The organism is Yersinia antarctica, from assembly GCF_056636475.1.
The window spans coordinates 142647-166722 of sequence record NZ_JBSJQF010000001.1 but is presented as its reverse complement, the minus strand read 5'-3'; the positions used below and the strand labels follow the sequence as shown (position 1 = coordinate 166722).

Sequence of the window (24076 nt, the reverse complement as noted above, 5' to 3'; positions counted from 1 at the left end):
AATAAGTAAACATTGGAATTTACACCTGCTTCGATGATCACAAAGCGAGTAATAATATGAATAAGCTTAATAAATTAATTTTGCTAAGTGCGTTATTGAGTTGCAGCCAATATGCATTGGCACTGGCGACGTGCACCACTAAAATTACACCGGCGCGGACCTTTGTTGCCACCCTGTCGCCCGCCAGTATTACTGTCGGGCCTGATATGCCGAATGGAACGGTGGTGTATCGGCTTGATTTCAGAGATCCGGGTACCGCGACAGATGCGTTTACTTGCGGTGCGGGGTCTTTTAACGCGCCTCAAACTCTTGAATATACCAGTACACCCACGATAGCCAATTGGCGCGGTACTCCTTTCCCTAATCGTGTTTATCAGACCCAGGTTCCTGGTATTGGGGTTGTTGTGTCGAGCGATTTGAGCAACCAAGCATTACCAACGGTCGCCTACACAACGACTTATTCCGGAGATTCTTTCTTCAATTTTAACGTCAGAATCAATGCGGTACTGTCTCTGATAAAAATAGGCCCTGTTTCTCCTGGTACGATTAACGGTGCTCTTTTGCCGCGCGTGAGATTAAATCTTTCGACGGACCCGACGCTTACAAATAGTACACCGATACCGATTTATAACCTCAGTTTTGGTGGTAGCTTGAATATTGTGTCTCAAACCTGCACTACCCCCGATGTGAATGTTGCGATGGGGTCTTTTGAGGTGAGTAAATATTTTACCGGGATTGGATCGACCACACCGTGGAAAGATGCATCAATTAACCTGACGAACTGTCCCGTTTTCCATGGGTATTTTAATAATAGCTCCTACAATACCTCGCCGGGAAGTGGTGTTACGACAGTGGGTCAGCCTATCAATAATACGTTAAGTGTCAAATTGACCCCAGCGACAGCAATATTGAATTCGAGTAATGGTATTTTTGCTATCGACAGTTCTAATGCTTCAGCTGCAAAAGGCGTCGGAATACAATTGGGTTATGGTGCGACAAGTTCACCGTCTCTTTTGGATTTTTCCAAAAATATCACAGTATCTCTCACCAGTAGTCAACAATCAGTGAAGATACCGTTATCTGCACGATATTATCAAACAGCATCGACAGTCTCGCCAGGAAGAGCCGATGGGAAAGTAGTATTTTTGATTAACTATTATTAATAAATTACGTTAAATAGTGTTATTAGCCTCGCCATGGGGAAATGAATTTTCCATGGCGTAAGGTAAAAGTTACTATTGATAAATCACCTTGAACTTAATACACATGTGGTTTGAGGCCGTTGAGCATTACTGTTATTTTTATTGTTCTAAAGGGTAGTTATTTTCACGATTAACCACTATTAAACCAGGATGGATAAAGAGACCAGGGACGGTCTCAACGCATACTCTTTGATCCACACCAGATATTTGATTTGCGTTTAACTGTTTGTTTATTCGATTAATCGTTAGATAATCTAAATGTAAAAGGTGATTTATGAGAGATGTTATTATATACAGTGGTAGTGATTTAATTCGGTTTGCTTTAAGACAAATCATCGAACCAATTATTATTAGCCGTCAGGGTATGATCAGTGACACTATTAAAGTGTGGCCCCATTCCCGAACGAAACGCAACAAACCATCATGCGTTATGCAGCGAGTAGATACTCTAAAAATACCTCATTCGGTGAGCTGTATTCCAGAGATTTGCGCCCCCGAGTGTTGAGGATGTGCTCCAGTCTCGCAATATCTTCATCGCTGACGCCATTAAAATCGGTTCCTTTCGGATAAAACCGCCGTATCAGACCGTTGGTATGCTCATTCAACCCCCGCTCCCAGGAATGATAAGGCCGGGCAAAGTAAACCTTTGCGCCCGTTACCTGAGTGATGTCCTTATGTTTCGCAAACTCGGGTCCGTTATCTGCCGTCAGGGTTTTAAACTCGCAGAAAGTATTCGCCACGATGTCCCTGAACGCTTCCACGACGCTCTCAGCGCACTTATTGGGGAGTTTACGGATAATGACCTGCTTTGTGGCTTTGTCCACGACCGTCAGCAGGAATGACTTCTGGTCTTTGCCAAAAATCGTATCGATTTCAACATGCCCGGGAACCTGTTTGAGTTCAGCCTCAGCAGGCCTGTGCTCAATGCCAACCCTGTCCGGGATGGGCGTGCGTCCGGGCTCACCCGTATCATAGCGATAGCGTTTACCCCGGTGAGGGAGCTGAAGGTAAAGCTTACCGCCAGCCTGTCTGTCCGAACGGATATAGCGGTAGAGGGTATTTTTGCTGACGGCGATATCAAACTGGATTTTCAGTCTCCCAGAGATAACCTCAGGGGAGGTATGTACAGCCAGCGCCTGCCGGAGAAAGTCTTGTGTCTGCTGGCCCAGAGGGAAACAGGCATTGTGTGCCGAGGTGGCGCCCCGCCGTTGTCTGGCTAAGGCATCAGCGCGTCTGGAGGAGTAAAGTCCGTTGAAGGCGGGGTCCGTATTACGCCTGAGCTCCCGGCTCAGGGTAGAGCGAGAGACGCCGAGCTCTCTGGCAATGCAGGACTGATTAACGCCTTCAGCTTTTCGTTTTTCGATGTAAAAGCGCTCATGCTGAGTCAAATGTTTTCCCTTCATGCAACAGGGTCTCCGACAGGGTCAATACGGCTATTTTATCCGTACCTGACCGGTGGGTCACTTTGTTGCATTTCGTTTGGGAATTGGCGCGATAACATCATCAAAAAAACAGCATGTTACCCGACGGGGTCTTAGCGCCACAAAGCCACTGACTTTTCCCCCACTAAACGCGGGGGAATACCAGAGAAGCAAAACCAAATTTAAAAACTCAAAACTCTATCGACGACACATTACATGCCTAGGAATATCGGCGTCACTGAAGCTATTGGTAACGCCCGCGATCGAGTCGCCAAGGTAGTAGAAGCCAGTGCTGGGGTTCTGAGTGTCGCCCGTCCAGTAGGTGGTGCCGATAAAACCGGAGCCAGTGTAGTTATCCATTCGCCCCCATTCATCGAACAATGAACCCACCACACGGGTACCAAATGAGGAGTAGGAAGAACTCAAGTCGGTGCGTGATGGCTGAGACGCCAGCTGTAGACTACAGAACCTCACAGCATCTGACCAAACAGCCATTGTGCTATCGTTATGTATAAACCATTTCTGCACAGCAAATGTGTAGCTTAGTGGACTTCCTCCATCCTTGGGTGTCGCCGTAATGGTCACTGGCCCAGTAGGTTTGCTGTTGAGCTTCACTTGACCGTCACCATTGACGTTTACGGCCCCTGGCTGGTTGGAACTCCAGGTGAAGTCGCTCGCATTTCTGTTCATATTTAGTATGAAGGTAGCCGCGGTAAAACCTGTTTTTGGAAATTCATCGTTTACAGTGAACACATGGCCGTTAACGGCTATTCCGGTAAACATCGAATCCTCCACAAAGGTGGTGCTGACCGTCTGGTTGCTGCCGTTCACCGTGGCGGTGACCACACTGACACCCGGCGCAGTATTAGTCAGTGTCGCCGTAGCAACCCCGTCCACGCCAGTAGTACCAATCACCGTCGTCACGTTCGCCCCGTTGCTGGCAGTAAATGTCACCACCTGGCCCGGTACAAGGTTGTTACCCGCATCCGTCACTATCGCTTTCACCGCATTGGTGGCTCTGCCATTGGCGACCTCGTTATCAGTAGTCGCCGTTAGGTTAGCTGCGGTGATTTCCGCTGTGCTGCCGTCCGCCACAAAAGTGGTGTCGACCGTCTGACTACTGCCGTTCACCGTGGCGGTGACCGCGCTTATTCCACTCTTCATATTGGTCAGTGTCGCCGTGGCAACCCCGTCCACGCCAGTAGTACCAATGACTGCCGTCACTTTCGCCCCGTTGCTGGCGGTAAATGCCACCACCTGGCCTGCGACAGGATTGTTACCGGCATCCGTCACTATCACTACCACCGCATTGGTGGCCGTGCCGTTGGCCACCCTTCTATCGGCAGTCACCTTGGCTGCGGTGATTTTTGCGGTGCTGCCGTCCGCCACAAAGGTAGTGTCCACCGTCTGGCTGCTGCCGTTCACCGTGGCGGTGACCACACTAATCCCCGAGTCAGTATTAGTCAGTGTTGCCGTAGCAATCCCGTCCACGCCAGTAGTACCAATTACCGTCGTCACTTTCGCCCCGTTGCTGGCGGTAAATGTCACCACCTGGCCCGGTACAAGGTTGTTACCCGCATCCGTCACTATCGCTTTCACCGCATTGGTGGCAATGCCATTGGCAACCTCATTATTGGCAGTCGCCGTCAGGTTGGCTGCGGTGATTTCCGCTGTGCTGCCGTCCGCCACAAAAGTGGTGTCGACTGTCTGACTACTGCCGTTCACCGTGGCGGTGACCGCGCTTATTCCACTCTTCATATTGGTCAGTGTCGCCGTGGCAACCCCGTCTACGCCAGTAGTACCAATCACCGTCGTCACGTTCGCCCCGTTACTGGCGGTAAATGTCACCACCTGGCCCGGTACAAGGTTATTGCCCGCATCCATCACTATCGCTTTCACCGCATTGGTGGCAATGCCATTGGCAACCTCATTATCGGCAGTCGCCGTCAGGTTCACTGCTGCAACAGTACTAGGCATAACAGTGATCTGCACTGTCGCACGTAATGACACATTACCTTGGATGTCATGAGCCACTGCACTTAACGTGTGGGCATTACTACCACTCCGCGTTAGCCGATGCGAGGGTAATCCTACTACAACAGCGTGCGCAGATACCGGTGTGAGAGAACCTCCTGCCGCTATCAAGGCAGAACTGTCCCACTCAATACGCTCAAGGCCATGTCGGGTGGATACCTCTGCACTCAATGGAACGCTTGTCCCCCCCTCACCGCTTATCATAGCCGGAAGGATCAGCTGTATCACCTTCTGTTCCTGATAATTCAGCACAATATTGTTGTTACGCTCGACTAAATCATAACGACTACCCGCCAAAGTGCGCGTTGCTGCCACGGCTGATGGACTGATATGAGATTGCCAAGATTCACCCAGTCGGTAATTTAGCTGGAAGTTAATGTTGCTGTCGTTTTTACTGCCTTTACCGGCGCGATGTTCAGCCCCAATAGTCACTAATGGTATAGGGGTGTAATTTACACCCGCAGTAATAGCATAGGGGTTTTTCTGGCGGTTATCTTTGCCAAACAAGGCCACATCATCACCACGGTATTTTTCATACATGACCTTGCCGCCAAGTTGGGGATGAGAGGGTAAATAAGTTTCTGCCCGCACATCATAGCCGTTGGCAGGCCGTTCTTTATAGTCAGCAAAATCCCGTGAATGATGCCAATCGGTGGTACCGAAGTAACTGTTACCCGAGAACTTCAGGTAGTCGGTCCAAGCCTCTGCGCCTACCCCAACCCGCCGGTTTTTGCCTGTAACATCATTATCAAAAAACGCATTAGCCCCATACATCCAGCTATTCTGGAAAGTACGCACTCCAGCACCAACGTTAACGGTGTTACGATCGTCTTTATTTCGGGCACCCAATTGGGTAAAAAGTAGGGATTTCTGATTATCATAAAGTGGAACCAGTACATCGACCATACTGCCATCCAGCTTAAAATCTTCATTAACATTCATTTGTACCCGGGCGGTACCAAACTGGCTCAGCAACTGCTGCGTGGAGTTGTTTAATTCATTGTTGGCAGCTGAGTTGAGCATGCGCTCACCAGATTTTACTGCATTGCCATTAGATAATGCGACAGCACCGGTCTGGGCATAACCGGCCAGCTTATTATTTATGTGAATATCAGCATGTGAATAACTTTCATCACTAATGGATAACGAAGGCAGCTTACCGGAAACATCAATTTCATCCCCTAACTTGGCGACAGTATTAATGTTTTTACCGGTCTGCAAAATATAAGACTCTGTAACCGTATTGACTTGCGAAGTATACGAAGAAGACGCGACAACCGCAGGTAAAAATGCCAAACTCAAAGGAAACAGTAACTGAAACAGGATATTAATCCACGCAATAATCCTGAACGTTTGTGGTAGTGCGTATGCCCGCGTGAACCCATGACTCGAGGATGTTTTTAGTGATTTCGTCCAAAAAAAATTACGCAATTTATTATACTCAGCCGAGTAAAAAAACCGTCACATAACCTCGCGATTTAATCAATATTGCCTAAATCTCGTTTGATATTGTAGAGTGACGAAAATTTTTTAGTGTTAGTTTCCTACCCCCCCCACGGAATCAGGTGAGTAACGATAAACTACCGTATCTATATTGCTAGATTCGACACTGATCGGCAGTTTCATTACCTATGATGCATCAGACAGCCCCGAACAATTAGTGAACCCATCTTATTCAGGTTTAATAATATTAATAAGAACCAATGACTTGATGTTTTATTAACAAGGAGGTGCCCCAACACTGGCGGATGGTTGCATGTATAACAAGAAAAGGTTGTGTTGTATTAAGACGCAGCAGAGCCATATTAACTGCCTGCCAAATATGAGAGGAGCCGGATCACTTAAGATGACCGACCGAAGAAAAATTAACTTTCCTTCTCAATCAATAACGCTTCCAGCAAATCTAAATCATGCAACAATTTTTGCAGGGTTTCATTGCTGATTTTTTGCGTCGCACGTAAGTGATATAATTCACCACGCTCAGACGGGCTTGTTGCAAAAAATGGAGTGACCATGAAAGCTGAGGCTATTCATCCCTTCTTCAGTGAACCCACATGGCCCCCTAGCGATTTCAAATGAAAACATTTTGCACCCGAGATCATTCTGTGGTGCTTACGGTGGTACGGCTCAACCCCGATGAGTTATGCCAATGTCAGCGATATGCTGGCAGAGCGTGGGGTTTCCGTTCACCGCTCTACGATTTACCGTTGGTTTATTGAATATGCCCCCATCAAAAAATTAGTCAAAGCGGGCGGGGGCTTCAAACGGCCAAACCTTGCCGGGTCAACGCTTCAGGGAGTTGAAACATTGCGACGACTGAATAAAGGTCAATTTGATATTTGGCTACGCCGTGACGAACCTGAGTATCGAGTGCGGGAAAGATCCGCCTTTATGAATCGGCTCTTTCATATTGAGGCGGTTTTAGCTTAATTATCCCGCTCATCTATCAGTAAAATCACCGACGCTCATTATTTGCAACAAGCCCACTTGATGGACTAACTATAGCTTGGTGTACAAACTTTATTATTCCAGAACAACCGCCAATGCCTGCGCACAGGCCCAGGCAGAGCTCCAGGCCCATTGGAAGTTATAGCCACCCAACCAGCCAGTGACATCAACAACCTCACCAATAAAGTACATTCCAGGCACTTTATGGGCCTCCATTGTCTTAGAGGAGAGCTCTTGGGTGTCAACACCACCAAGAGTGACCTCAGCAGTACGGTAGCCCTCGGTGCCATTGGGCTGCACTCGCCATTGTTGAAGATTGGCGACTAACGCGGCCTGCTGCGGCGCGTTTAATTGCTTCAGGGTAACGTCTGGCAGTTGCTCCAAGGTCTGAAGGCACTCCACCAGCCGCTTAGGTAACCGTTGAGCCAGAGTATTTTTCAGTGTCTGATTAGGGTGGTTTTTTCGCTCACTGTTTAGAAAATCATCTAAATCAGTATCAGGAAGTAAGTTAATGCTCACATACTCACCAGCCTGCCAATAGCTTGAAAGTTGTAAAATTGCTGGGCCAGAAAGCCCACGGTGAGTAAACAAAATACTCTCACGGAAGCTAACGCCATTTTCGGCGGTGACCACCGCAGGCACGGAAACCCCAGATAATGTTTGCAGGTGCTCCAGCAGCGGTTTGTGCAAGGTGAACGGGACTAATGCCGCACGGGTAGGGAGGACTTTCAAGCCAAACTGTTCTGCCAACTTATAGCCGAACGGTGAAGCACCAAGTCCGGGCATAGAGAGTCCGCCAGAGGCGACGACAAGTGAGTTAGTGCTCACTTCCAAATTATTAATTTGTAATACGAAACCGGTGCCGCTTTTTTCAACCGACAAAACATCGCTACGCAACCGAATCGTGACTTGCCCCAGCTCACACTCTTTCAGTAATAGTTCAACCACCTGCTGAGCAGAGTCATCGCAGAACAACTGCCCTAGCGCTTTCTCATGCCAGGCAATGCCATAGCGATTCATCAGATCGATGAAATCCCATTGGGTATAACGCGCCAAGGCAGATTTACAGAAGTGAGGATTCTGTGACAGATACGCGGCAGGCTCTGCAAAGAGATTGGTAAAATTACAGCGGCCACCACCAGACATCAGTATTTTGCGCCCCGCCTTTTTGCCGTTATCGACCAACAACACCCGACATCCGGCTTGTCCAGCCTGAGCGGCACAAAATAGCCCCGCAGCACCTGCACCTATCACTACCACATCAAACTGTTCCACACTTGGCCTCACTGAGTAAAATCATCATCGCTGCAAAATTGCCCGCTTTTGGCTGATTATTATATTATTTAGCGCATTCAACCGACAAATTGGCGGCGGGAGATTGTAAGTCGCTCGCAGGAATATCGCTATAGTAAGAAAATGTCTCATACAGTAAAACTAAGTAACCTGCTGATATAACATGCATATGTTGCTCAATAAGACGAATTCGTCTGCGGTCATGTCAAAAAAAGGTCATATTTTCCTTTTCCCCACCCCCCATTGTCACTGATAATGCGCCGCGTTCATGTCCACAAACTGGCGTAACGCTTATGCTACATCTTTTCGCTGGCCTGGATTTCCATACCGGCCTAATGTTAGTTCTTGCTTTGTTGTTCGTGCTGTTTTACGAAGCCATCAATGGTTTTCATGATACAGCCAATGCGGTCGCGACCGTAATCTATACCCGTGCCATGCGTTCACAGGTTGCTGTTGTGATGGCAGGGGTGTTTAACTTCCTCGGCGTGATGCTGGGCGGTTTGAGCGTGGCTTATGCTATCGTTCACTTATTGCCTACTGATCTGCTGTTAAACGTCAGTTCGGCGCATGGGTTGGCTATGGTCTTCTCTATGCTACTGGCGGCGATTATCTGGAATTTGGGCACTTGGTATTTCGGTATCCCGGCTTCCAGCTCTCATACGCTAATTGGTGCAATCATCGGTATTGGTTTAACCAATGCATTAATGACCAGTACATCTGTTGTAGATGCACTGAACGTTCCTAAGATGATTCAAATCTTCCTGTCATTAATCTTATCCCCAATTGTGGGTCTGGTTATTGCCGGTTTGATGGTGTTCCTGCTACGTCGTTACTGGAACGGGTCCAAGAAACAGCAACGTATTCACCTGACACCTGCTGAACGTGAAAAGAAAGACGGTAAACGTAAACCGCCCTTCTGGACCCGTACTGCGCTGATTCTATCGGCTATCGGTGTGAGTTTCTCTCATGGCGCTAACGATGGTCAGAAAGGGATTGGCTTGATCATGCTGGTATTAATCGGCGTGGCTCCGGCTGGGTTCGTCGTGAATATGAATGCAACCGGTTATGATATTGCCCGCACCCGCGATGCAGTGACCCATCTGCAACAATATTATCAGCAACATGTTGAGGTGTTACCTCATGCTGTCGCGCTGAAACCGCTGGTACCTGCACCAGAAACATTGCCGAATACACCGGCACAGTTCCATTGTGATAGCTCACGCGCCATGATTGCCATTGATCATGCCCAAACGTTGCTGGCTAATCTGCAAAGCTATGACGATCTGACGGTTGATCAACGCAGCCATATGCGTCGCTTGCTGATGTGTGTTGCCGAAACCGCAGGGACTGTTGCCAAACTGCCTGAAACCAGTGCTGAAGACCGCCGTTTCCTCAATAATCTGCGTACAGATTTGTTGGAAACTGTGGAATATGCACCGACCTGGATCATCGTTGCCGTCGCTCTGGCCCTCTCTTTGGGTACCATGATTGGCTGGAAACGTGTGGCAGTCACCATCGGTGAGAAAATCGGTAAGAAAGGCATGACTTACGCGCAAGGGGTTTCTGCCCAGATGACTGCGGCGGTTTCCATCGGTATTGCGAGTTATACCGGTATGCCAGTATCGACAACGCAAGTGCTCTCTTCAGCAGTTGCCGGGACCATGTTGGTTGATGGCGGTGGTGTTCAGAGTAAAACGGTGAAGAACATTATGTTGGCGTGGGTATTAACCTTACCAATATCTATTCTTCTTTCCGGTGGGTTGTACTGGGTGGCTCTAAGATTCATTTAAACCCAGCGAAACGTATTACTATCATAGTGCGCCTCAACCTAGCACTGTGATAAGACCGGGCAGTAAACATATTGAACGGTTACGGTAAATAAAAAAGGCGGCCTTATCAGGTCGCCTTTTTAAATGCTTCTCTGCCAATAATTCATACTAATACCACAACATTAAACCCACCAGACTGACCACTACCAATCCACATAATGCACTGGTCAGTATAAATTGCCCACGTAGCCTCTCACAGCGGCGAATAAACTCAGGATCGTGGTGATCAAGATAACGTTGGGCGAAGATGTAACCCACTAATCTAATTTGTTTGCTCGGCTGACCGTGGGAGGTAAAAAAGCCACCACCATCAACATATTGATACAGCAACGGGTCGCAGCCACGTAATACCACTAACAAAGCACGCAGAGATGAATAATAACGTGCCATATTAATCACACATACCACACATAAAGCCCAAAAAAGCGCGACGGTACTGATCATAATTATCCTCCCAGCGATATCTCACACATTGGGTCAATCACCTGAACCTCTGTGCCATCGCTTACTCTAGCCGATACAAACACCCCCAGGGCCTCAAAAAACACCCCTATCGTCCGCTTTCTGACTATGCTCGATACGTTGTTCGTTCGACACAGTATCCGAACGTGTAGGACTCCCTTTATCAGTGTAGGAAATGAAATGGAAAATAGCCTGATAATCTCTAAATTAAGCCTATTTAGGCATTTGTTAACTATCGATTAGCATTAACTTATATCGAATATCTGTCACTGATAAATGCTCGTAACCCATACAAATTCCGCTTAAATATTAATCTCTCTTAACTGAATTACATAAATTTGGCTGCTGTTTTTTGTAAATTATATTTGCATCACAAATATGAAATTCCGTTAATCATGATGATTTATCAGCGCTATACTTAAGATAATGATCTGCTTTAAATTCAAGTATTCTCACCGTGCGCCAAGGCAATTAACGGGCGAATCTCATCACTTATTGGTGCAATTTGGTGCAAAATGACATACGGATGCTTTAGTGATCATCATCAAAACAGTGCGTTGTGATCCGTGAAACACTTCAGTTAGGGGTCATAATGATAGTATGCAGATACCGTGTTAGCACCCGTTCAACAGGTTGAATGTTTGCTTACCCATTAATTAACATTATGGAAGGAGTTTACTTATGGCTTACAAACACATTCTGATTGCGGTTGACCTATCTCCAGAAAGTAAGGTATTGGTGGAAAAGGCGGTCTCCATGGCCAGACCGTACAATGCCAAAGTTTCCCTGATCCATGTTGATGTTAACTACTCAGACCTCTATACCGGTCTGATCGACGTTAATCTTGGTGATATGCAAAAACGTATCTCTGAAGAAACCCATAATGCATTAACTGAGCTTTCGCAAAATGCGGGCTACCCAATTGAGCAAACCCTCAGCGGTAGCGGCGATTTGGGCCAGGTACTGGTTGATGCCATTAAGAAATATGATATGGACTTGGTATTATGCGGTCATCATCAGGATTTCTGGAGCAAATTGATGTCTTCAGCACGCCAACTGATCAATACCGTACATGTCGATATGCTTATCGTGCCACTGCGCGATGACGACGCCGAAGACGAATAAGTTTCGCGAGAGTCATCCTGTTTAGCTTTAACGCCCGCCTTTTGCGGGCGTTTTTAATCAACAACCCCCGCCAAGCCCCGATAGCCACTCATTGATAACCCTGCTAAGTTTTTGTCAAAATCCCTTGCTGTATGAATATAAACCAGTGATATAGTCGAAGATGCACAACATCGTCTCCTCACTATTTGGATAATAATAATAGTTCGCAAAAAGGTGTAGGGAGAGTCTTAATTGGTACAAGGAATTATTAGTGATGAATGGTTTAACCTCTCTGGAGTCGTTTTTAGAATCTTTACAACAACGTGATGCCAACCAACCAGAATATCTCCAAGCAGTACGTGAAGTCTTCACGTCACTTTGGCCCTTTCTGGAGCAAAACCCACATTACCGTGAACAAAGCCTACTCGAGCGCTTAGTCGAGCCAGAACGTGTTATTCAATTCCGCGTTGCCTGGACTGATGACCAAGGTAAAGTTCAGGTTAACCGCGCCTGGCGTGTTCAATTTAACTCGGCGATTGGTCCTTATAAGGGCGGGATGCGTTTCCACCCATCAGTAAACTTATCAATTCTGAAGTTCCTTGGTTTTGAACAGACCTTTAAAAATGCCCTGACAACCCTGCCTATGGGAGGCGGCAAAGGCGGTTCTGATTTTAATCCTAAAGGAAAAAGTCAGGCTGAAGTGATGCGTTTTTGCCAGGCACTGATGATGGAACTGTATCGTCATCTCGGCCCGGATACCGATGTTCCGGCGGGTGATATTGGTGTTGGTGGCCGTGAAGTGGCGTTTATGTCTGGCATGATGAAAAAACTGTCGAATAACACCGCTTGTGTCTTCACCGGCAAAGGTCTCTCCTTCGGCGGTAGTCTGATTCGCCCGGAAGCCACCGGTTATGGCTTGGTCTATTTCACCGACGCCATGTTAAAACGTCACGGCTTAGGTTTTGAAGGTCGTAAAGTCTCGGTTTCCGGCGCCGGAAATGTCGCACAATACACTATTGAAAAAGCCATGGAGCTGGGTGCCAAAGTGATTACCGCTTCTGACTCAGGTGGTACAGTGGTTGATGAAACAGGCTTTACCCCAGAAAAACTGGCTCATCTGGCTGAGATTAAGAACAATCGTTATGGTCGTATTGAAGATTATGCCCGTGAACGTAATCTGGTCTATTTAGCCGATCAGCAGCCATGGAGTGTACCGGTTGATATCGCGCTGCCATGTGCGACGCAGAATGAACTGGACCTGCCAGCGGCGCGTCAACTGATTGCCAACGGGGTTAAAGCCGTTGCCGAAGGCGCTAATATGCCTACGACTATTCAGGCAACTGATGCTTTCCTTGATGCAGGGGTGCTGTTTGCACCGGGTAAAGCCGCCAATGCCGGTGGTGTTGCCACATCAGGTCTGGAAATGGCGCAGAACGCGGCCCGCCTGAGCTGGAAGGCAGAGAAAGTTGATGTCCGTCTGCATCACATCATGCTCGATATTCATCAATCTTGTGTTGAATACGGTGGCGAAGGCAAGCAAACCCACTATGTACACGGCGCGAATATTGCGGCCTTTGTTAAAGTGGCAGACGCAATGCTGGCCCAAGGTGTGTTGTAAGTAAGACTCTATTCCCATATTCTTTGAGGTAATAATACCAGAAGAATATGGGAACTTTATCCTCATAGATTTAAAAATCATATATCCCGCAGAGTAATATATAAAATCCTTAGTTCTTTTTAAGAACGTGCTTATTTTAAATATTATCGATGTCAGTAACATCCTTCCCATGCATGAGTCGATAGCAAAGTAAATAATTTAAATTATGAGGAATAATAATGCTCAGGGAACAGACTAAAAATAATGTCAGAACTGTAGGTATTAATAATAGTATTGATATTAATAAATCAAAGGCGATTAATCTATTAGCGATAACCAGCAGAAACAAATGGCAAAATAAAGATAAGAATGGAATAAGTATTATCACTTATTCATTTAGCCAACGAATACCAATAGATTACCATTATTATAAATCAGCTGAGGGTGTTCCGGCCTATTCCCTTAATGAAGCCCAAATTCACCAGATAAGAACCGCTATGCTCGCCATTGCTGATGTGGCGAATATTAAATTTATTGAGGCTAAAGATGATGTTATAGCTAACATCCCCATTACCAATGTTTCACTCGATGGGTCACGTGGCGGTTATGCCTATCCCCCGAATCCTAGTAACCTCAGCCCCATATTTATTAATGCGAAGATAGAGGAGAATCTAGCCCCCACGCAATCAAACTATGGTGGTCGGGTGTTTATGCATGAACTCGGCCATGCACTCGGCTTGGAACATACTCATGACACCGTAGGCTTAACACAACAAACCAGCGTAATGAGCTATTTATCTGAGTTCTACTCAGGAGCAATCTACGGGGGTAACTTTGCATCAACCCCGCAACTACATGATATTTTAGCACTTCAATACCTTTACGGAGCCAATAATCGTACCCGTATCGGTAATACGACTTATGGTTTCAATTCCAATAGTAATAGGGATTACTTTACTGCAACCCACGCTAACGACAAGTTGGTATTCTGCGTGTGGGATGCCGGTGGTAACGATACGTTTGATTTCTCGGGCTATCATCAAGACCAAAGAATCACACTGACTAAGCGTGGTTTCTCTGATATTGGTGGCTTGAGAGGCAATGTCTCCATCGCAAATAAAGTCGTGATTGAAAATGCCATCGCGGGTAGCGGTGATGATGAAATCAACGGTAACCGATCAAATAACACCCTGAACGGAAGGGGTGGTGATGACAGATTATGGGGCCGGGTGGGAAATGACCGGCTATTTGGCGGCCGTGGTAATGACAGGCTATCCGGTGGTAAGGGTGATGACTTCTTATCCGGCGGCGCGGGTAATGACCGGCTCAGCGGTGGCAATGGCAATGACCGGCTATTCGGCGGGCGCGGCGCTGACCGGATGAAAGGGGGAGAGGGCCATGATATTTTCCAATACCGTAATAGCAGAGATTCCACCAAAAAATATACCGATACCATCATCGACTTTACCTCTGGTGAAGATAAAATTGATTTATCATTCATTATGGCTGGCAATAATAATATTGTTATGGTCAATCAATTCAGCGCGAATGGTCAAACAGAATTAATGCAGAAATATGATGATGTCGCTAATATTACCTATCTGATGATTGATTTCGATCCAAAAATAAGCAAAGTCGATATGATGATAAAATTCACCGGTAAACATCAATTCACCCACAATGATTTTATTGTCAGTTCACCGCTTATTTCATAACTATTTATCCAGGTAGAATCGATGATTCAGGTGGCTGCAATAACGCGCAGCCGCCTGATTGAAACCAATATACCCAAAGTCATTGGTGTTACAGCCATAGGGCAAACTGACACTGTAATAACATCAAGGAAGTGGCATATAGAGGTCAAAACGATGACTTTTAGTGGTTACAGCCGCTTGCGCAGCTATTCCTGCCAACGGCTCGGCATAATCTGGCCGCTTCACTACCACCCGTTTGGTCGCTAACGCGCGGGCCGGTGCCAATAAACCATCGGCATCTTCATCCGCACCCACCAGCGATTGGAACACCCGCATCTCCTTTTTAACCAGTGCACTTTTCTGCCGGTGCGGATACATCGGATCGAGGTAAACCACTTCTGGCCGGGGTTCAATATCTGCCAGTGCTATCAGGCTGGAGGCGTGCAACAGCGTCAACCGTTCGCGCAGCCACGGACCAATCTCAGCATCCTGATAACCGCGACACAAACCATCATCGAGCAATGCTGCCACCACTGGATTGCGCTCCAGCATTTGCACCTGGCAACCCAGCGCCGCCAAAACAAACGCATCCCGCCCTAAGCCTGCGGTAGCATCGACCACGCGGGGAAGATAACCCTTTTTGACCCCGACGGCTTTGGCTACCGCTTCCCCTCGCCCACCACCGAACTTGCGGCGGTGCGCCAACGTGCCGGAGACAAAATCGACATAAATGCCGCCGAGCTTCGGCTCATCCCTCTTGCGCAATTCAAGGCGCTCAGGTGTCAACACCAGCGCCATAATGGCCTGCTCGTCAGACACCAAACCCCAACGCTCAGCCAAAATAGACAAGGCGCCGGGGGCGGCGCCTGCTTCAGACAATAAACAGATACTTACCTGTGACACGTTCTAGCCCTTAATACCGTAATGGCGCAGCATAGCATCCAACTGCGGTTCACGGCCACGGAAGCGCTTGAACAGCGTCATCGGCTCTTCAGAGCCACCACGGGACAGAATATTATCGAGGAAGGACTGCCCAGTCGCAGCATTGAAAATCCCCTCTTCTTCGAAACGCGAGAATGCATCTGCCGAGAGCACTTCTGCCCACAAATAGCTGTAGTAACCCGCTGCATAGCCACCGGCAAAGATATGGCTAAAGGCATGTGGGAAGCGGCCCCATGTCGGTGACGGTACCACTGCCACCTGCTTTTTCACTTCATACAGGATCGGCAGGATCTGTGCACCGGTCAGTGGATCGAACTCATAATGCATGCGGAAATCGAACAGGCCGAACTCTAATTGACGCAGAATAAATAGCGCCGCCTGATAGTTTTTCGCCGCCAACAGTTTATCCAGCATCTCTTGCGGTAATGGCTCATGGGTTTCGTAATGGCCGGAAATAAACGCCAGCGCATGTGGCTCCCAGCACCAGTTTTCCATAAACTGGCTCGGCAATTCGACCGCATCCCAAGGGACACCATTGATACCCGAGACGCCGGCAGTATCAATTTTGGTCAGCATGTGATGCAAACCATGGCCGAACTCATGGAACAAGGTGGTGACTTCGTTATGGGTGAACAGCGCCGGTTTACCGCCGACTGGCCCGTTAAAGTTACAGGTCAGATAAGCCACCGGCTTTTGCAATTGACCGTTCGCCAGACGCAGGCTACCGACGCAATCATCCATCCAGGCACCGCCACGTTTGTGCTCACGGGCGTACAAGTCAAGATAGAAGCTGCCGCGCAGTTCACCGCTGGCATCAAAGAGTTCGAAGAAACGCACATCTGGATGCCAGGTATCCACATCTCGGCGCTCTTTGGCGCTAATACCGTAAATACGTTTAACGACTTCGAATAACCCTTCCACCACCCGCTGTTCCGGGAAGTAAGGTCGCAATTGCTCGTCACTGATGGAGAACAGATGCTGCTTCTGCTTCTCTGAATAATAGGTGATATCCCAAGCAGCCAACTCATTGACGCCGTAGTGTTTTTCAGCAAAAGCACGTAATTGTGCCAGTTCTTCTTCAGCCTGCGGACGGGCGCGTTTCGCCAAATCGTTCAGGAAACCAAGCACCTGTTGCGGGCTTTCTGCCATTTTGGTCGCCAGCGATTTCTCGGCATAGCTGCCAAAACCTAACAGTTGTGCCAATTCATGACGCAATGTCAGAATTTCCGCCATGATTTCACTGTTATCCCACTTACCGGCATTTGGCCCCTGATCAGAGGCGCGGGTAGCAAAGGCGCGATACATCTCTTCGCGCAATTTAGCGTTATCAGCATAGGTCAGAACCGGCAGATAACTTGGCATATCCAGTGTCAGCAACCAACCATCCTGCTGTTTGGCTTCAGCCATAGCTTTAGCCGCAGCCAAGGCACTTTCTGGCAAGCCTTGCAATTGGTTAACATCAGTAATTAACTTGCTCCAGCCCATAGTGGCATCGAGCACGTTATTGCTGTAAGTGGAGCCTAGCTCAGACAAACGGGCGACAATTTCGCCATAACGTTTCTGCTGATCGGGTTGCAAACCGATACCGGATAACTGGAAATCGCGCAGCGCATTCTCTACTGCTTTGCGCTGTGGGGCTGTCAATGCATCAAACCCCGGGCCTTCCTTCAGACTGACATAGGCCTGATACAAACCTTTATGTTGACCCACCCAAGTACCGTATTCCGACAGCAATGGCAGGCTTTGTTCATATGCAGTGCGCAGTTCCGGGCTATTTTTGACCGAATTTAAATGCCCGACCGGCGACCAGATACGCGATAAGCGATCGTCAGACTCAGCCAATGGCTGACACAGGTTATCCCAGGTGAAAGGTCCTGGCTGGGCAACGACCCGCTCCACCGCTTGACGACATTCATCCAGTGCGGATTTCACCGCAGGCACGATATCTTCGGGGCGAATCGCAGAAAATGGCGGCAGGGAGAACGGGGTCAACAGCGGATTTGTCATAGGGCAGTCCTGATTATAGTTTTGGATATCAATGATTCTTTTGAATATCAATGATCGTTTTCAATACCGCCGCGATGGTGAATACAACGACGACTTATAAATTATCTATGTATGATTAACATGAGGTCTATCAACATGAAAATCAATGGCTGGCGGCCTGACGACTATTGATTACCCACCGATTTTGGCAATCAAGCTCGCACTGCTGGTGTAGCAAAAACCTCAACCAGCTTAAATTGCTCAAAGACCAATAGCATCTCAGGGGAGAAATCACCCTCTCGTTCAAAGAAGGCCCGATGCCCGGTCTGCCAATAAACCAAGCTTTTATCTCCCTCGCCCTCTTTGGCCGCCATTTCTGCGGTGACATCACAATAGCGGACCAGCGTTAAGCTCATGGTTCTAATGACACAAACCGGTGTGCCTCGGCCATCGAGAATGACATTGTAATCACCAACACTGGGCGAAGCTTCTGATTTATAAGCACGATAGGAGCAACAAGTCGCTGTTTTAGCGCCGTTGATGACCAATTGCGCCAATTCATCTGCCATCTCAGAACTGTCGCCAAAGGACCAGAGCAAAGCGTCTGGGTAGTGCTCAGCAATTATCTTGTTAGTCATTATTATATCCATTGAGGTGAGATCAGGTATTCATCACAGATTAATGCAATTCAGTTTTTATCCACCAGACAGTTTATACTAGTTGCCATAATGTGCTGGCTGCGGTTTCTCACCAGGGTGTTTGTCGCATCCACAGATAAAAAGCACTGCCACAATCTACAGCATATATTCTCGCTAAATCCTTGATTTAAATTAGAATATCAATTGGTTAAAATAAAATGTTAAGTTATCGCCATAGTTTTCACGCCGGCAACCATGCCGACGTTCTTAAACATACCGTTCAAAGTCTGATTATTGAGTCTTTGAAGGAAAAAGAAAAACCGTTCCTTTATTTGGATACCCACGCCGGTGCCGGTCGCTACCAGTTAAGCGGCGAGCATGCCGAGCGCACGGGTGAATACCTTGATGGTATCGGCCTACTGTGGCAACGAGATGATTTACCTGCTGATTTAGCGCCATATATCAGTGCTATCAATTACTTTAACCGTAGTGAAAAACTGCGTTACTACCCCGGCTCACCATTAATCGCCCGCCATTTATTGCGTGAAGATGACAAAATTCATCTGACTGAACTACACCCAAGCGACTACCCGTTGCTGCGCAATGAGTTTGCTAAAGATGAGCGAGCTAAAGTTCAACGTGCCGATGGTTATCAACAACTTAAATCACAATTGCCCCCATCATCACGCCGGGGTTTTGTTCTGATTGATCCGCCGTATGAAATGAAAACGGATTATCAGGATGTGGTGAAAGGTATTCAGGAAGGCTATAAACGCTTTGCAACGGGTACCTATGCATTATGGTATCCAGTAGTTTTACGTCAGCAAATCAAACGTATGTTACGGGATCTGGAAGCCACCGGCATCCGCCGTATCTTGCAAATTGAGCTGGCAGTGCGCCCGGACAGTGACCAACATGGTATGACCGCATCTGGCATGATTGTGATTAACCCGCCGTGGAAGCTAGAACAACAGATGAATACCTTGTTGCCGTGGCTGCACAACGTGCTGGTGCCATCGGGCCATGGTCATACCCTGGTGAAGTGGGTAGTGCCAGAATAAACACAGCCTAAATCAATTGGTCACGCGAATCAGAGCCATTGACGCAACCTTTGCGACAAAACTCGGGTAAGCGTTAAACTGTTAGGCAAATTTTAAACAACGTGGGAACGATTCTGATGACCAAACATTACGACTATCTGGCAATTGGCGGTGGCAGTGGTGGGATCGCGTCGATCAACCGGGCAGCCATGTACGGCAAAAAGTGTGCGCTGATCGAAGCTAAACAACTTGGTGGCACCTGCGTCAACGTTGGTTGTGTGCCGAAAAAAGTAATGTGGCATGCCGCGCAAATTGCAGAAGCGATTCATTTGTATGGCCCAGATTACGGTTTCGATACCACGGTGAACCATTTCGATTGGAAAAAGCTGATCGCTAACCGTACTGCTTACATCGATCGTATCCATCAGTCTTATGAGCGTGGTTTAGGCAATAACAAAGTGGATGTTATTCATGGTTTCGCGCGTTTTGTTGATGCGCATACTGTGGAAGTGAACGGTGAAAAAATCACTGCTGATCACATCCTGATCGCCACCGGTGGCCGCCCAAGTCACCCGAATATCCCTGGCGCAGAATACGGGATTAACTCCGATGGCTTCTTCGAATTAGACGAGATGCCAAAGCGAGTTGCCGTAGTAGGTGCAGGTTATATCGCGGTAGAAATCGCCGGGGTGCTCAATGGGTTAGGTACAGAAACCCATCTGTTTGTGCGCAAACATGCACCATTGCGTACTTTTGATCCGCTGATTGTTGAAACTCTGCTTGAAGTGATGAACACCGAAGGGCCAACACTGCATACCGACGCGGTACCAAAAGCGGTGATTAAAAACGCCGATGGTAGCCTAACGCTGCAACTGGAAAATGGCACTGAAGTCACCGTTGACCACCTGATTTGGGCCATTGGCCGTGAACCGTCAACTGACAACCTCAATCTGTCTGCCAGCGGTGTCAAAACCAATGACAAAGGCTATATCGAAGTTGATAAGTTCCAAAACACTAACGTCAAAGGTATCTACGCCGTCGGGGACAACACCGGTGCGGTTGAACTGACCCCTGTAGCCGTGGCTGCGGGTCGCCGTTTGTCTGAACGCTTGTTCAATAACAAGCCGGATGAGCATCTGGATTACAGTAATATCCCAACCGTGGTATTCAGCCATCCGCCAATCGGCACTATTGGTCTGACTGAGCCGCAAGCACGTGAGAAGTTTGGCGACGATCAGGTGAAAGTGTACAAATCTTCATTCACTGCAATGTACAGCGCGGTGACTCAGCACCGCCAGCCATGCCGGATGAAATTAGTCTGCGTAGGGGTGGAAGAGAAGATTGTTGGTATCCATGGTATCGGTTTCGGTATGGATGAAATCTTGCAAGGGTTTGCTGTCGCCGTGAAAATGGGCGCGACCAAGAAAGATTTCGACAACACCGTCGCTATCCACCCGACCGCCGCAGAAGAGTTTGTAACCATGCGTTAAGGTTTGGTAAAAGATCAGAAAGGCTATGGACCGCAGGGTTGATAGCCTTTTTTATTGTTTTAAATTCTATCCTCGCGAATATTTCTTACTTTCGCGCGGGTGATCCCTTAGTAGTTTCCAGCCAAAATTCATGCCCGCAGCAGCCAATAGGATGGCGGTCGCCCCAGCTATTTGCACGAGACTCAAGCGGTGATCGAATACCAACCAGTCGACAATAATCGCCACAACCGGATAAATAAAAGATAACGTGCCAACCAAACTGGTCGGGATTTTCTGAATCGCGCTGTACAACAGTGCGGACATTAACCCAGTGTGAACCACGCCGATAATGAACAGTAATCCCCATGTGCTGCCTGATAGCGGTAAATCAGACCAACACACAAAGGGTGCCAGCAAAATAGCGCCGACCAACAACTGAATCAGTACAATCAGATGTGGTGGCAAGCCTTTTAGCCGTTTGATAATCGCGGCCGTTACCGCATACATAAATGCCGCCCCCAGCGCCATAATGATGCCGAAGAGGTAGTCAGAACCTGAGGTGATGGCCCCCGGTTGCCCGATAATGATAAACAGCATCCCGCCAAAAGCGACCAGCAACCAACAGAGCGCATTTACTGTTAATTTCTCACCAAAAAACAGCACCCCCAGCCCAACCAGCATAAAGGGTTGAGTATGGTAGGTAACGGTTGCCATCGAAATGGAGGCATAAGAGTAAGCGCCAAACAGTAGAACCCAGTTCAATACCAGCGTAATACCACCGATAACTGCAATGACGATATGCTGTCGCGTGAGCACACCGCGTTTGAGTAAACCCAGCATGGCACAAGCGATAAACATGGCGAATGCACCAAATACACAGCGCCAGAACACAACCGTTACCGCAGGTTGCCCTGATGCGATAACCGGCCAGCCCACAGTACCGGAAATAAGCATAGCTGCGACCATTTCCATGGCCCCGCGAGCTTTCATTTTTATCATTCTCTCTCCGTAATCGCTGCCAGGATGCTTTTGTATTTGAGTGCTTGGCACTCAACAGACAATACATTAAAATGAACAAGTGACTATTATGGTGAACGACAATCAGTCGTTCGTCAAGATGAACAAATGAATGATATGGTGAACAATGACTCACTTTATACCCGATAACTCAGACCATGCAGCAACCCCGATTGGCTTGCTTTCTGCCTCTATTCGCCGGGAACGTGAGAAGTTAGGGCTGACGGTAACGGAATTAGCAAAGCGTGCAGGTATCGCGAAATCGACGTTATCGCAATTGGAAGGTGGAGCCGGTAATCCCAGTCTGGAAACACTGTGGTCGTTAGCCATGGCACTGGATGTTCCGGTCAGTCGGCTTATCGCCCAGCCGCGCATGCATGTTCAGGTGATCAGGGCCAATGAAGGGATTACTGCGGTTTCTGAACAGGCGAACTACACCGCGACGTTGCTGGCTGCCTGCCCCACAGGGGTACAGCGGGATATCTATCGGATTAATGTTCAACCCGGTGAACTCAGGCGCTCCCGAGCACATATGCCCGGTACCATTGAACATGTGATTATCAGTTCAGGAAAAGCCAGAATCGGCCCAGTTGATCAAGCAGTTGAGTTAAACGCAGGAGACTACATTAGCTATTCTGCTGATGTGGAACATATTTTTGAAGCACTGGCCGTGGATACCACTGCGGTGATGATGATTGAGCACACATAAGCTATCGAGATATCCGTGGTCATACAGAATCCCGACCGACACCCTGGCATAACTATTGGTTAGGTTGTGATAGACGTCGACTCTGCTATTATCAACAGGTTGCTGCCATTTTGTATCATATTTTGTAGAATAATCATCTGCATAAGGCATGGATTAAGGCCACTGAGGAGAATTATGCCGAACGCACCGAAAGACAACTCAGCCCCACTGGCGGCGGGGATTGAAACCGGTAAAAAAGCCATTTCCTATATGACCCAGCTGAGTAACCACATCAAAGCTTACCCAGTGGTTGCTCATATTATCCGTGCCACCGATCGCTTTAATGACCGGATGGGCAGCCAGTTTGGTGCAGCTATTACGTATTTTTCTTTTTTGTCACTGATCCCTATTTTGATGGTTTCTTTCGCCGCAGTCGGTTTTGTCCTGGCGTCTAATCCTGACTTATTAGCTGAGTTAATTAATAAAATTGTCAATACCATCAGTGATCCAACACTGGCCGCTACACTTAAAAACACGGTAAATACCGCAATCCAGCAGCGCACCACCGTCGGCTTGACTGGCTTAGCGATTGCGCTGTATTCCGGTATCAGTTGGATGGGGAACTTACGCGAGGCGATTCGTGCTCAATCACGGGATGTGTGGGAGCGTAATCCACAGGATCAGGAAAAGTTCTACTACCGTTATGCCCGCGATTTTATCTCGCTGACCGGGTTGGTTATCGCACTGATTATCACCCTGTCACTGACGTCAATTGCCGGTGCTGCACAATCTGCCATTGTTGATGCATTAGGATTGGGGGGAATTGATTGGTTACGGCCCGTTATGACATTGATTGCGTTGTCGATCTCTATTGCGGCTAACTATTTGTTATTTTTATGGATATTCTGGATTCTGCCGCGCCATAAACCTAAGAAAAAAGCGTTACTGCGCGGCACCCTGATTGCCGCTATCGGCTTTGAGATAATTAAGTTTGTCATGACGATGATGCTACCACGCCTTGCCAGTTCGCCGTCCGGGGCGGCTTTTGGCTCCGTTATTGGTTTAATGGCGTTTTTCTACTTTTTTGCCCGGCTAACGTTATTTTGTGCCGCCTGGATAGCCACAGCCCACTACGCTGAGGATGAAACCTTACCGCAAGGCGGGGGAAACAAGGCCACCCAATAAGCCCAACCAGATAGGGTCAATACCCCA

General features: G+C 47.9%; 19 protein-coding genes. 10 read left to right on the top strand and 9 right to left on the bottom strand.

Annotated elements, in window-relative coordinates:
- Positions 1-56: 56 nt before the first annotated feature.
- Positions 57-1163, top strand: a complete 1107-nt coding sequence (locus tag ACWJJO_RS00645) for a fimbrial protein (RefSeq protein WP_481090519.1) — start codon at positions 57-59, stop codon at positions 1161-1163.
- A 467-nt stretch (positions 1164-1630) separates the two neighbouring features.
- On the opposite strand, the gene ACWJJO_RS00640 is transcribed toward ACWJJO_RS00645, so the two are convergent.
- The 3 genes from ACWJJO_RS00640 to ACWJJO_RS00630 all read right to left on the bottom strand — a co-directional run bounded on the left by ACWJJO_RS00640 (position 1631) and on the right by ACWJJO_RS00630 (position 6672).
- A complete protein-coding gene (locus ACWJJO_RS00640) occupies positions 1631-2605 on the bottom strand; it encodes an IS30 family transposase (protein ID WP_481090518.1) in 975 nt (324 codons plus the stop codon).
- Positions 2606-2821: 216 nt separating this feature from the next.
- Positions 2822-5959 (bottom strand): inverse autotransporter beta domain-containing protein, encoded by a 3138-nt coding sequence (locus tag ACWJJO_RS00635; protein ID WP_481090517.1) that lies wholly within the window; start codon positions 5957-5959, stop codon positions 2822-2824.
- Between the two features lie 563 nt (positions 5960-6522).
- Positions 6523-6672, bottom strand: coding sequence for a hypothetical protein (locus ACWJJO_RS00630; RefSeq protein ID WP_193784877.1), 150 nt, complete (start codon positions 6670-6672; stop codon positions 6523-6525).
- A gap of 82 nt (positions 6673-6754) precedes the next feature.
- On the opposite strand from ACWJJO_RS00630, the gene ACWJJO_RS00625 reads away from it, so the two are divergent.
- Positions 6755-7087, top strand: coding sequence for a hypothetical protein (locus ACWJJO_RS00625; protein WP_227746606.1), 333 nt, complete (start codon positions 6755-6757; stop codon positions 7085-7087).
- 93 nt (positions 7088-7180) lie between these two features.
- Here ACWJJO_RS00625 and ACWJJO_RS00620 read toward each other — a convergent pair whose 3' ends face one another.
- Positions 7181-8380, bottom strand: coding sequence for a BaiN/RdsA family NAD(P)/FAD-dependent oxidoreductase (locus ACWJJO_RS00620; protein WP_372568472.1), 1200 nt, complete (start codon positions 8378-8380; stop codon positions 7181-7183).
- 311 nt (positions 8381-8691) lie between these two features.
- Between ACWJJO_RS00620 and pitA the strand changes: the two genes are divergently transcribed.
- Positions 8692-10188, top strand: a complete 1497-nt coding sequence (gene pitA, locus ACWJJO_RS00615) for an inorganic phosphate transporter PitA (protein ID WP_083161331.1) — start codon at positions 8692-8694, stop codon at positions 10186-10188.
- A 147-nt stretch (positions 10189-10335) separates the two neighbouring features.
- Here pitA and uspB read toward each other — a convergent pair whose 3' ends face one another.
- Positions 10336-10671: a universal stress protein UspB gene (gene uspB, locus ACWJJO_RS00610; protein WP_005187112.1), complete on the bottom strand. Its 336-nt coding sequence runs from the start codon at positions 10669-10671 to the stop codon at positions 10336-10338.
- A 699-nt stretch (positions 10672-11370) separates the two neighbouring features.
- On the opposite strand from uspB, the gene uspA reads away from it, so the two are divergent.
- The 3 genes from uspA (at position 11371) to ACWJJO_RS00595 (ending at position 15105) form a co-directional block, all read left to right on the top strand.
- Positions 11371-11814: a universal stress protein UspA gene (gene uspA / locus ACWJJO_RS00605; RefSeq protein WP_083161333.1), complete on the top strand. Its 444-nt coding sequence runs from the start codon at positions 11371-11373 to the stop codon at positions 11812-11814.
- A gap of 253 nt (positions 11815-12067) precedes the next feature.
- Positions 12068-13411, top strand: coding sequence for an NADP-specific glutamate dehydrogenase (gene gdhA / locus ACWJJO_RS00600; protein WP_083161335.1), 1344 nt, complete (start codon positions 12068-12070; stop codon positions 13409-13411).
- Positions 13412-13629: 218 nt separating this feature from the next.
- On the top strand, positions 13630-15105 hold the full coding sequence (locus tag ACWJJO_RS00595) for a M10 family metallopeptidase C-terminal domain-containing protein (protein WP_481090516.1): 1476 nt from the start codon (positions 13630-13632) through the stop codon (positions 15103-15105).
- Between the two features lie 123 nt (positions 15106-15228).
- Here ACWJJO_RS00595 and rsmJ read toward each other — a convergent pair whose 3' ends face one another.
- The 3 genes from rsmJ to ACWJJO_RS00580 form a co-directional block, all read right to left on the bottom strand.
- Positions 15229-15987 carry a 16S rRNA (guanine(1516)-N(2))-methyltransferase RsmJ gene (gene rsmJ, locus ACWJJO_RS00590; protein WP_083161340.1) on the bottom strand — a complete coding sequence of 253 codons (759 nt, stop codon included), beginning with the start codon at positions 15985-15987 and terminating at the stop codon, positions 15229-15231.
- Between the two features lie 3 nt (positions 15988-15990).
- Complete coding sequence (gene prlC / locus ACWJJO_RS00585; protein WP_481090515.1) at positions 15991-18033, bottom strand: oligopeptidase A; 2043 nt, start codon at positions 18031-18033, stop codon at positions 15991-15993.
- 191 nt (positions 18034-18224) lie between these two features.
- A complete protein-coding gene (locus tag ACWJJO_RS00580) occupies positions 18225-18650 on the bottom strand; it encodes an ASCH domain-containing protein (protein ID WP_083161344.1) in 426 nt (141 codons plus the stop codon).
- A gap of 218 nt (positions 18651-18868) precedes the next feature.
- Here ACWJJO_RS00580 and ACWJJO_RS00575 point away from each other — a divergent pair, with 218 nt between their 5' ends.
- Together ACWJJO_RS00575 and gorA are read left to right on the top strand one after the other, a co-directional pair.
- Positions 18869-19711: a 23S rRNA (adenine(2030)-N(6))-methyltransferase RlmJ gene (locus ACWJJO_RS00575; protein WP_083161346.1), complete on the top strand. Its 843-nt coding sequence runs from the start codon at positions 18869-18871 to the stop codon at positions 19709-19711.
- Positions 19712-19827: 116 nt separating this feature from the next.
- Positions 19828-21180, top strand: a complete 1353-nt coding sequence (gene gorA / locus ACWJJO_RS00570) for a glutathione-disulfide reductase (protein WP_372560271.1) — start codon at positions 19828-19830, stop codon at positions 21178-21180.
- Positions 21181-21246: 66 nt separating this feature from the next.
- Here gorA and ACWJJO_RS00565 read toward each other — a convergent pair whose 3' ends face one another.
- Positions 21247-22155: a DMT family transporter gene (locus ACWJJO_RS00565; RefSeq protein WP_372569836.1), complete on the bottom strand. Its 909-nt coding sequence runs from the start codon at positions 22153-22155 to the stop codon at positions 21247-21249.
- A gap of 148 nt (positions 22156-22303) precedes the next feature.
- Between ACWJJO_RS00565 and ACWJJO_RS00560 the strand changes: the two genes are divergently transcribed.
- Entirely contained in the window at positions 22304-22885 is a 582-nt protein-coding gene (locus tag ACWJJO_RS00560; RefSeq protein WP_083161348.1) for a helix-turn-helix domain-containing protein, read from the top strand.
- A gap of 174 nt (positions 22886-23059) precedes the next feature.
- Complete coding sequence (gene yhjD, locus ACWJJO_RS00555) at positions 23060-24049, top strand: inner membrane protein YhjD (RefSeq protein WP_372568470.1); 990 nt, start codon at positions 23060-23062, stop codon at positions 24047-24049.
- The last annotated feature ends 27 nt before the right edge of the window (positions 24050-24076 follow it).

Excerpts from the sequence above, each read along its gene's own strand:
- yhjD (WP_372568470.1), top strand. The coding sequence starts at position 23,060 with ATGCCGAACGCACCGAAAGACAACTCAGCCCCACTGGCGGCGGGGATT.
- gorA (WP_372560271.1), top strand. The coding sequence starts at position 19,828 with ATGACCAAACATTACGACTATCTGGCAATTGGCGGTGGCAGTGGTGGG.
- uspA (WP_083161333.1), top strand. The coding sequence starts at position 11,371 with ATGGCTTACAAACACATTCTGATTGCGGTTGACCTATCTCCAGAAAGT.
- ACWJJO_RS00630 (WP_193784877.1), bottom strand. The coding sequence starts at position 6,672 with ATGGTCACTCCATTTTTTGCAACAAGCCCGTCTGAGCGTGGTGAATTA.
- pitA (WP_083161331.1), top strand. The coding sequence starts at position 8,692 with ATGCTACATCTTTTCGCTGGCCTGGATTTCCATACCGGCCTAATGTTA.
- ACWJJO_RS00595 (WP_481090516.1), top strand. The coding sequence starts at position 13,630 with ATGCTCAGGGAACAGACTAAAAATAATGTCAGAACTGTAGGTATTAAT.
- ACWJJO_RS00575 (WP_083161346.1), top strand. The coding sequence starts at position 18,869 with ATGTTAAGTTATCGCCATAGTTTTCACGCCGGCAACCATGCCGACGTT.
- ACWJJO_RS00560 (WP_083161348.1), top strand. The coding sequence starts at position 22,304 with ATGACTCACTTTATACCCGATAACTCAGACCATGCAGCAACCCCGATT.
- ACWJJO_RS00580 (WP_083161344.1), bottom strand. The coding sequence starts at position 18,650 with ATGACTAACAAGATAATTGCTGAGCACTACCCAGACGCTTTGCTCTGG.
- ACWJJO_RS00645 (WP_481090519.1), top strand. The coding sequence starts at position 57 with ATGAATAAGCTTAATAAATTAATTTTGCTAAGTGCGTTATTGAGTTGC.
- prlC (WP_481090515.1), bottom strand. The coding sequence starts at position 18,033 with ATGACAAATCCGCTGTTGACCCCGTTCTCCCTGCCGCCATTTTCTGCG.
- gdhA (WP_083161335.1), top strand. The coding sequence starts at position 12,068 with ATGAATGGTTTAACCTCTCTGGAGTCGTTTTTAGAATCTTTACAACAA.
- ACWJJO_RS00640 (WP_481090518.1), bottom strand. The coding sequence starts at position 2,605 with ATGAAGGGAAAACATTTGACTCAGCATGAGCGCTTTTACATCGAAAAA.
- uspB (WP_005187112.1), bottom strand. The coding sequence starts at position 10,671 with ATGATCAGTACCGTCGCGCTTTTTTGGGCTTTATGTGTGGTATGTGTG.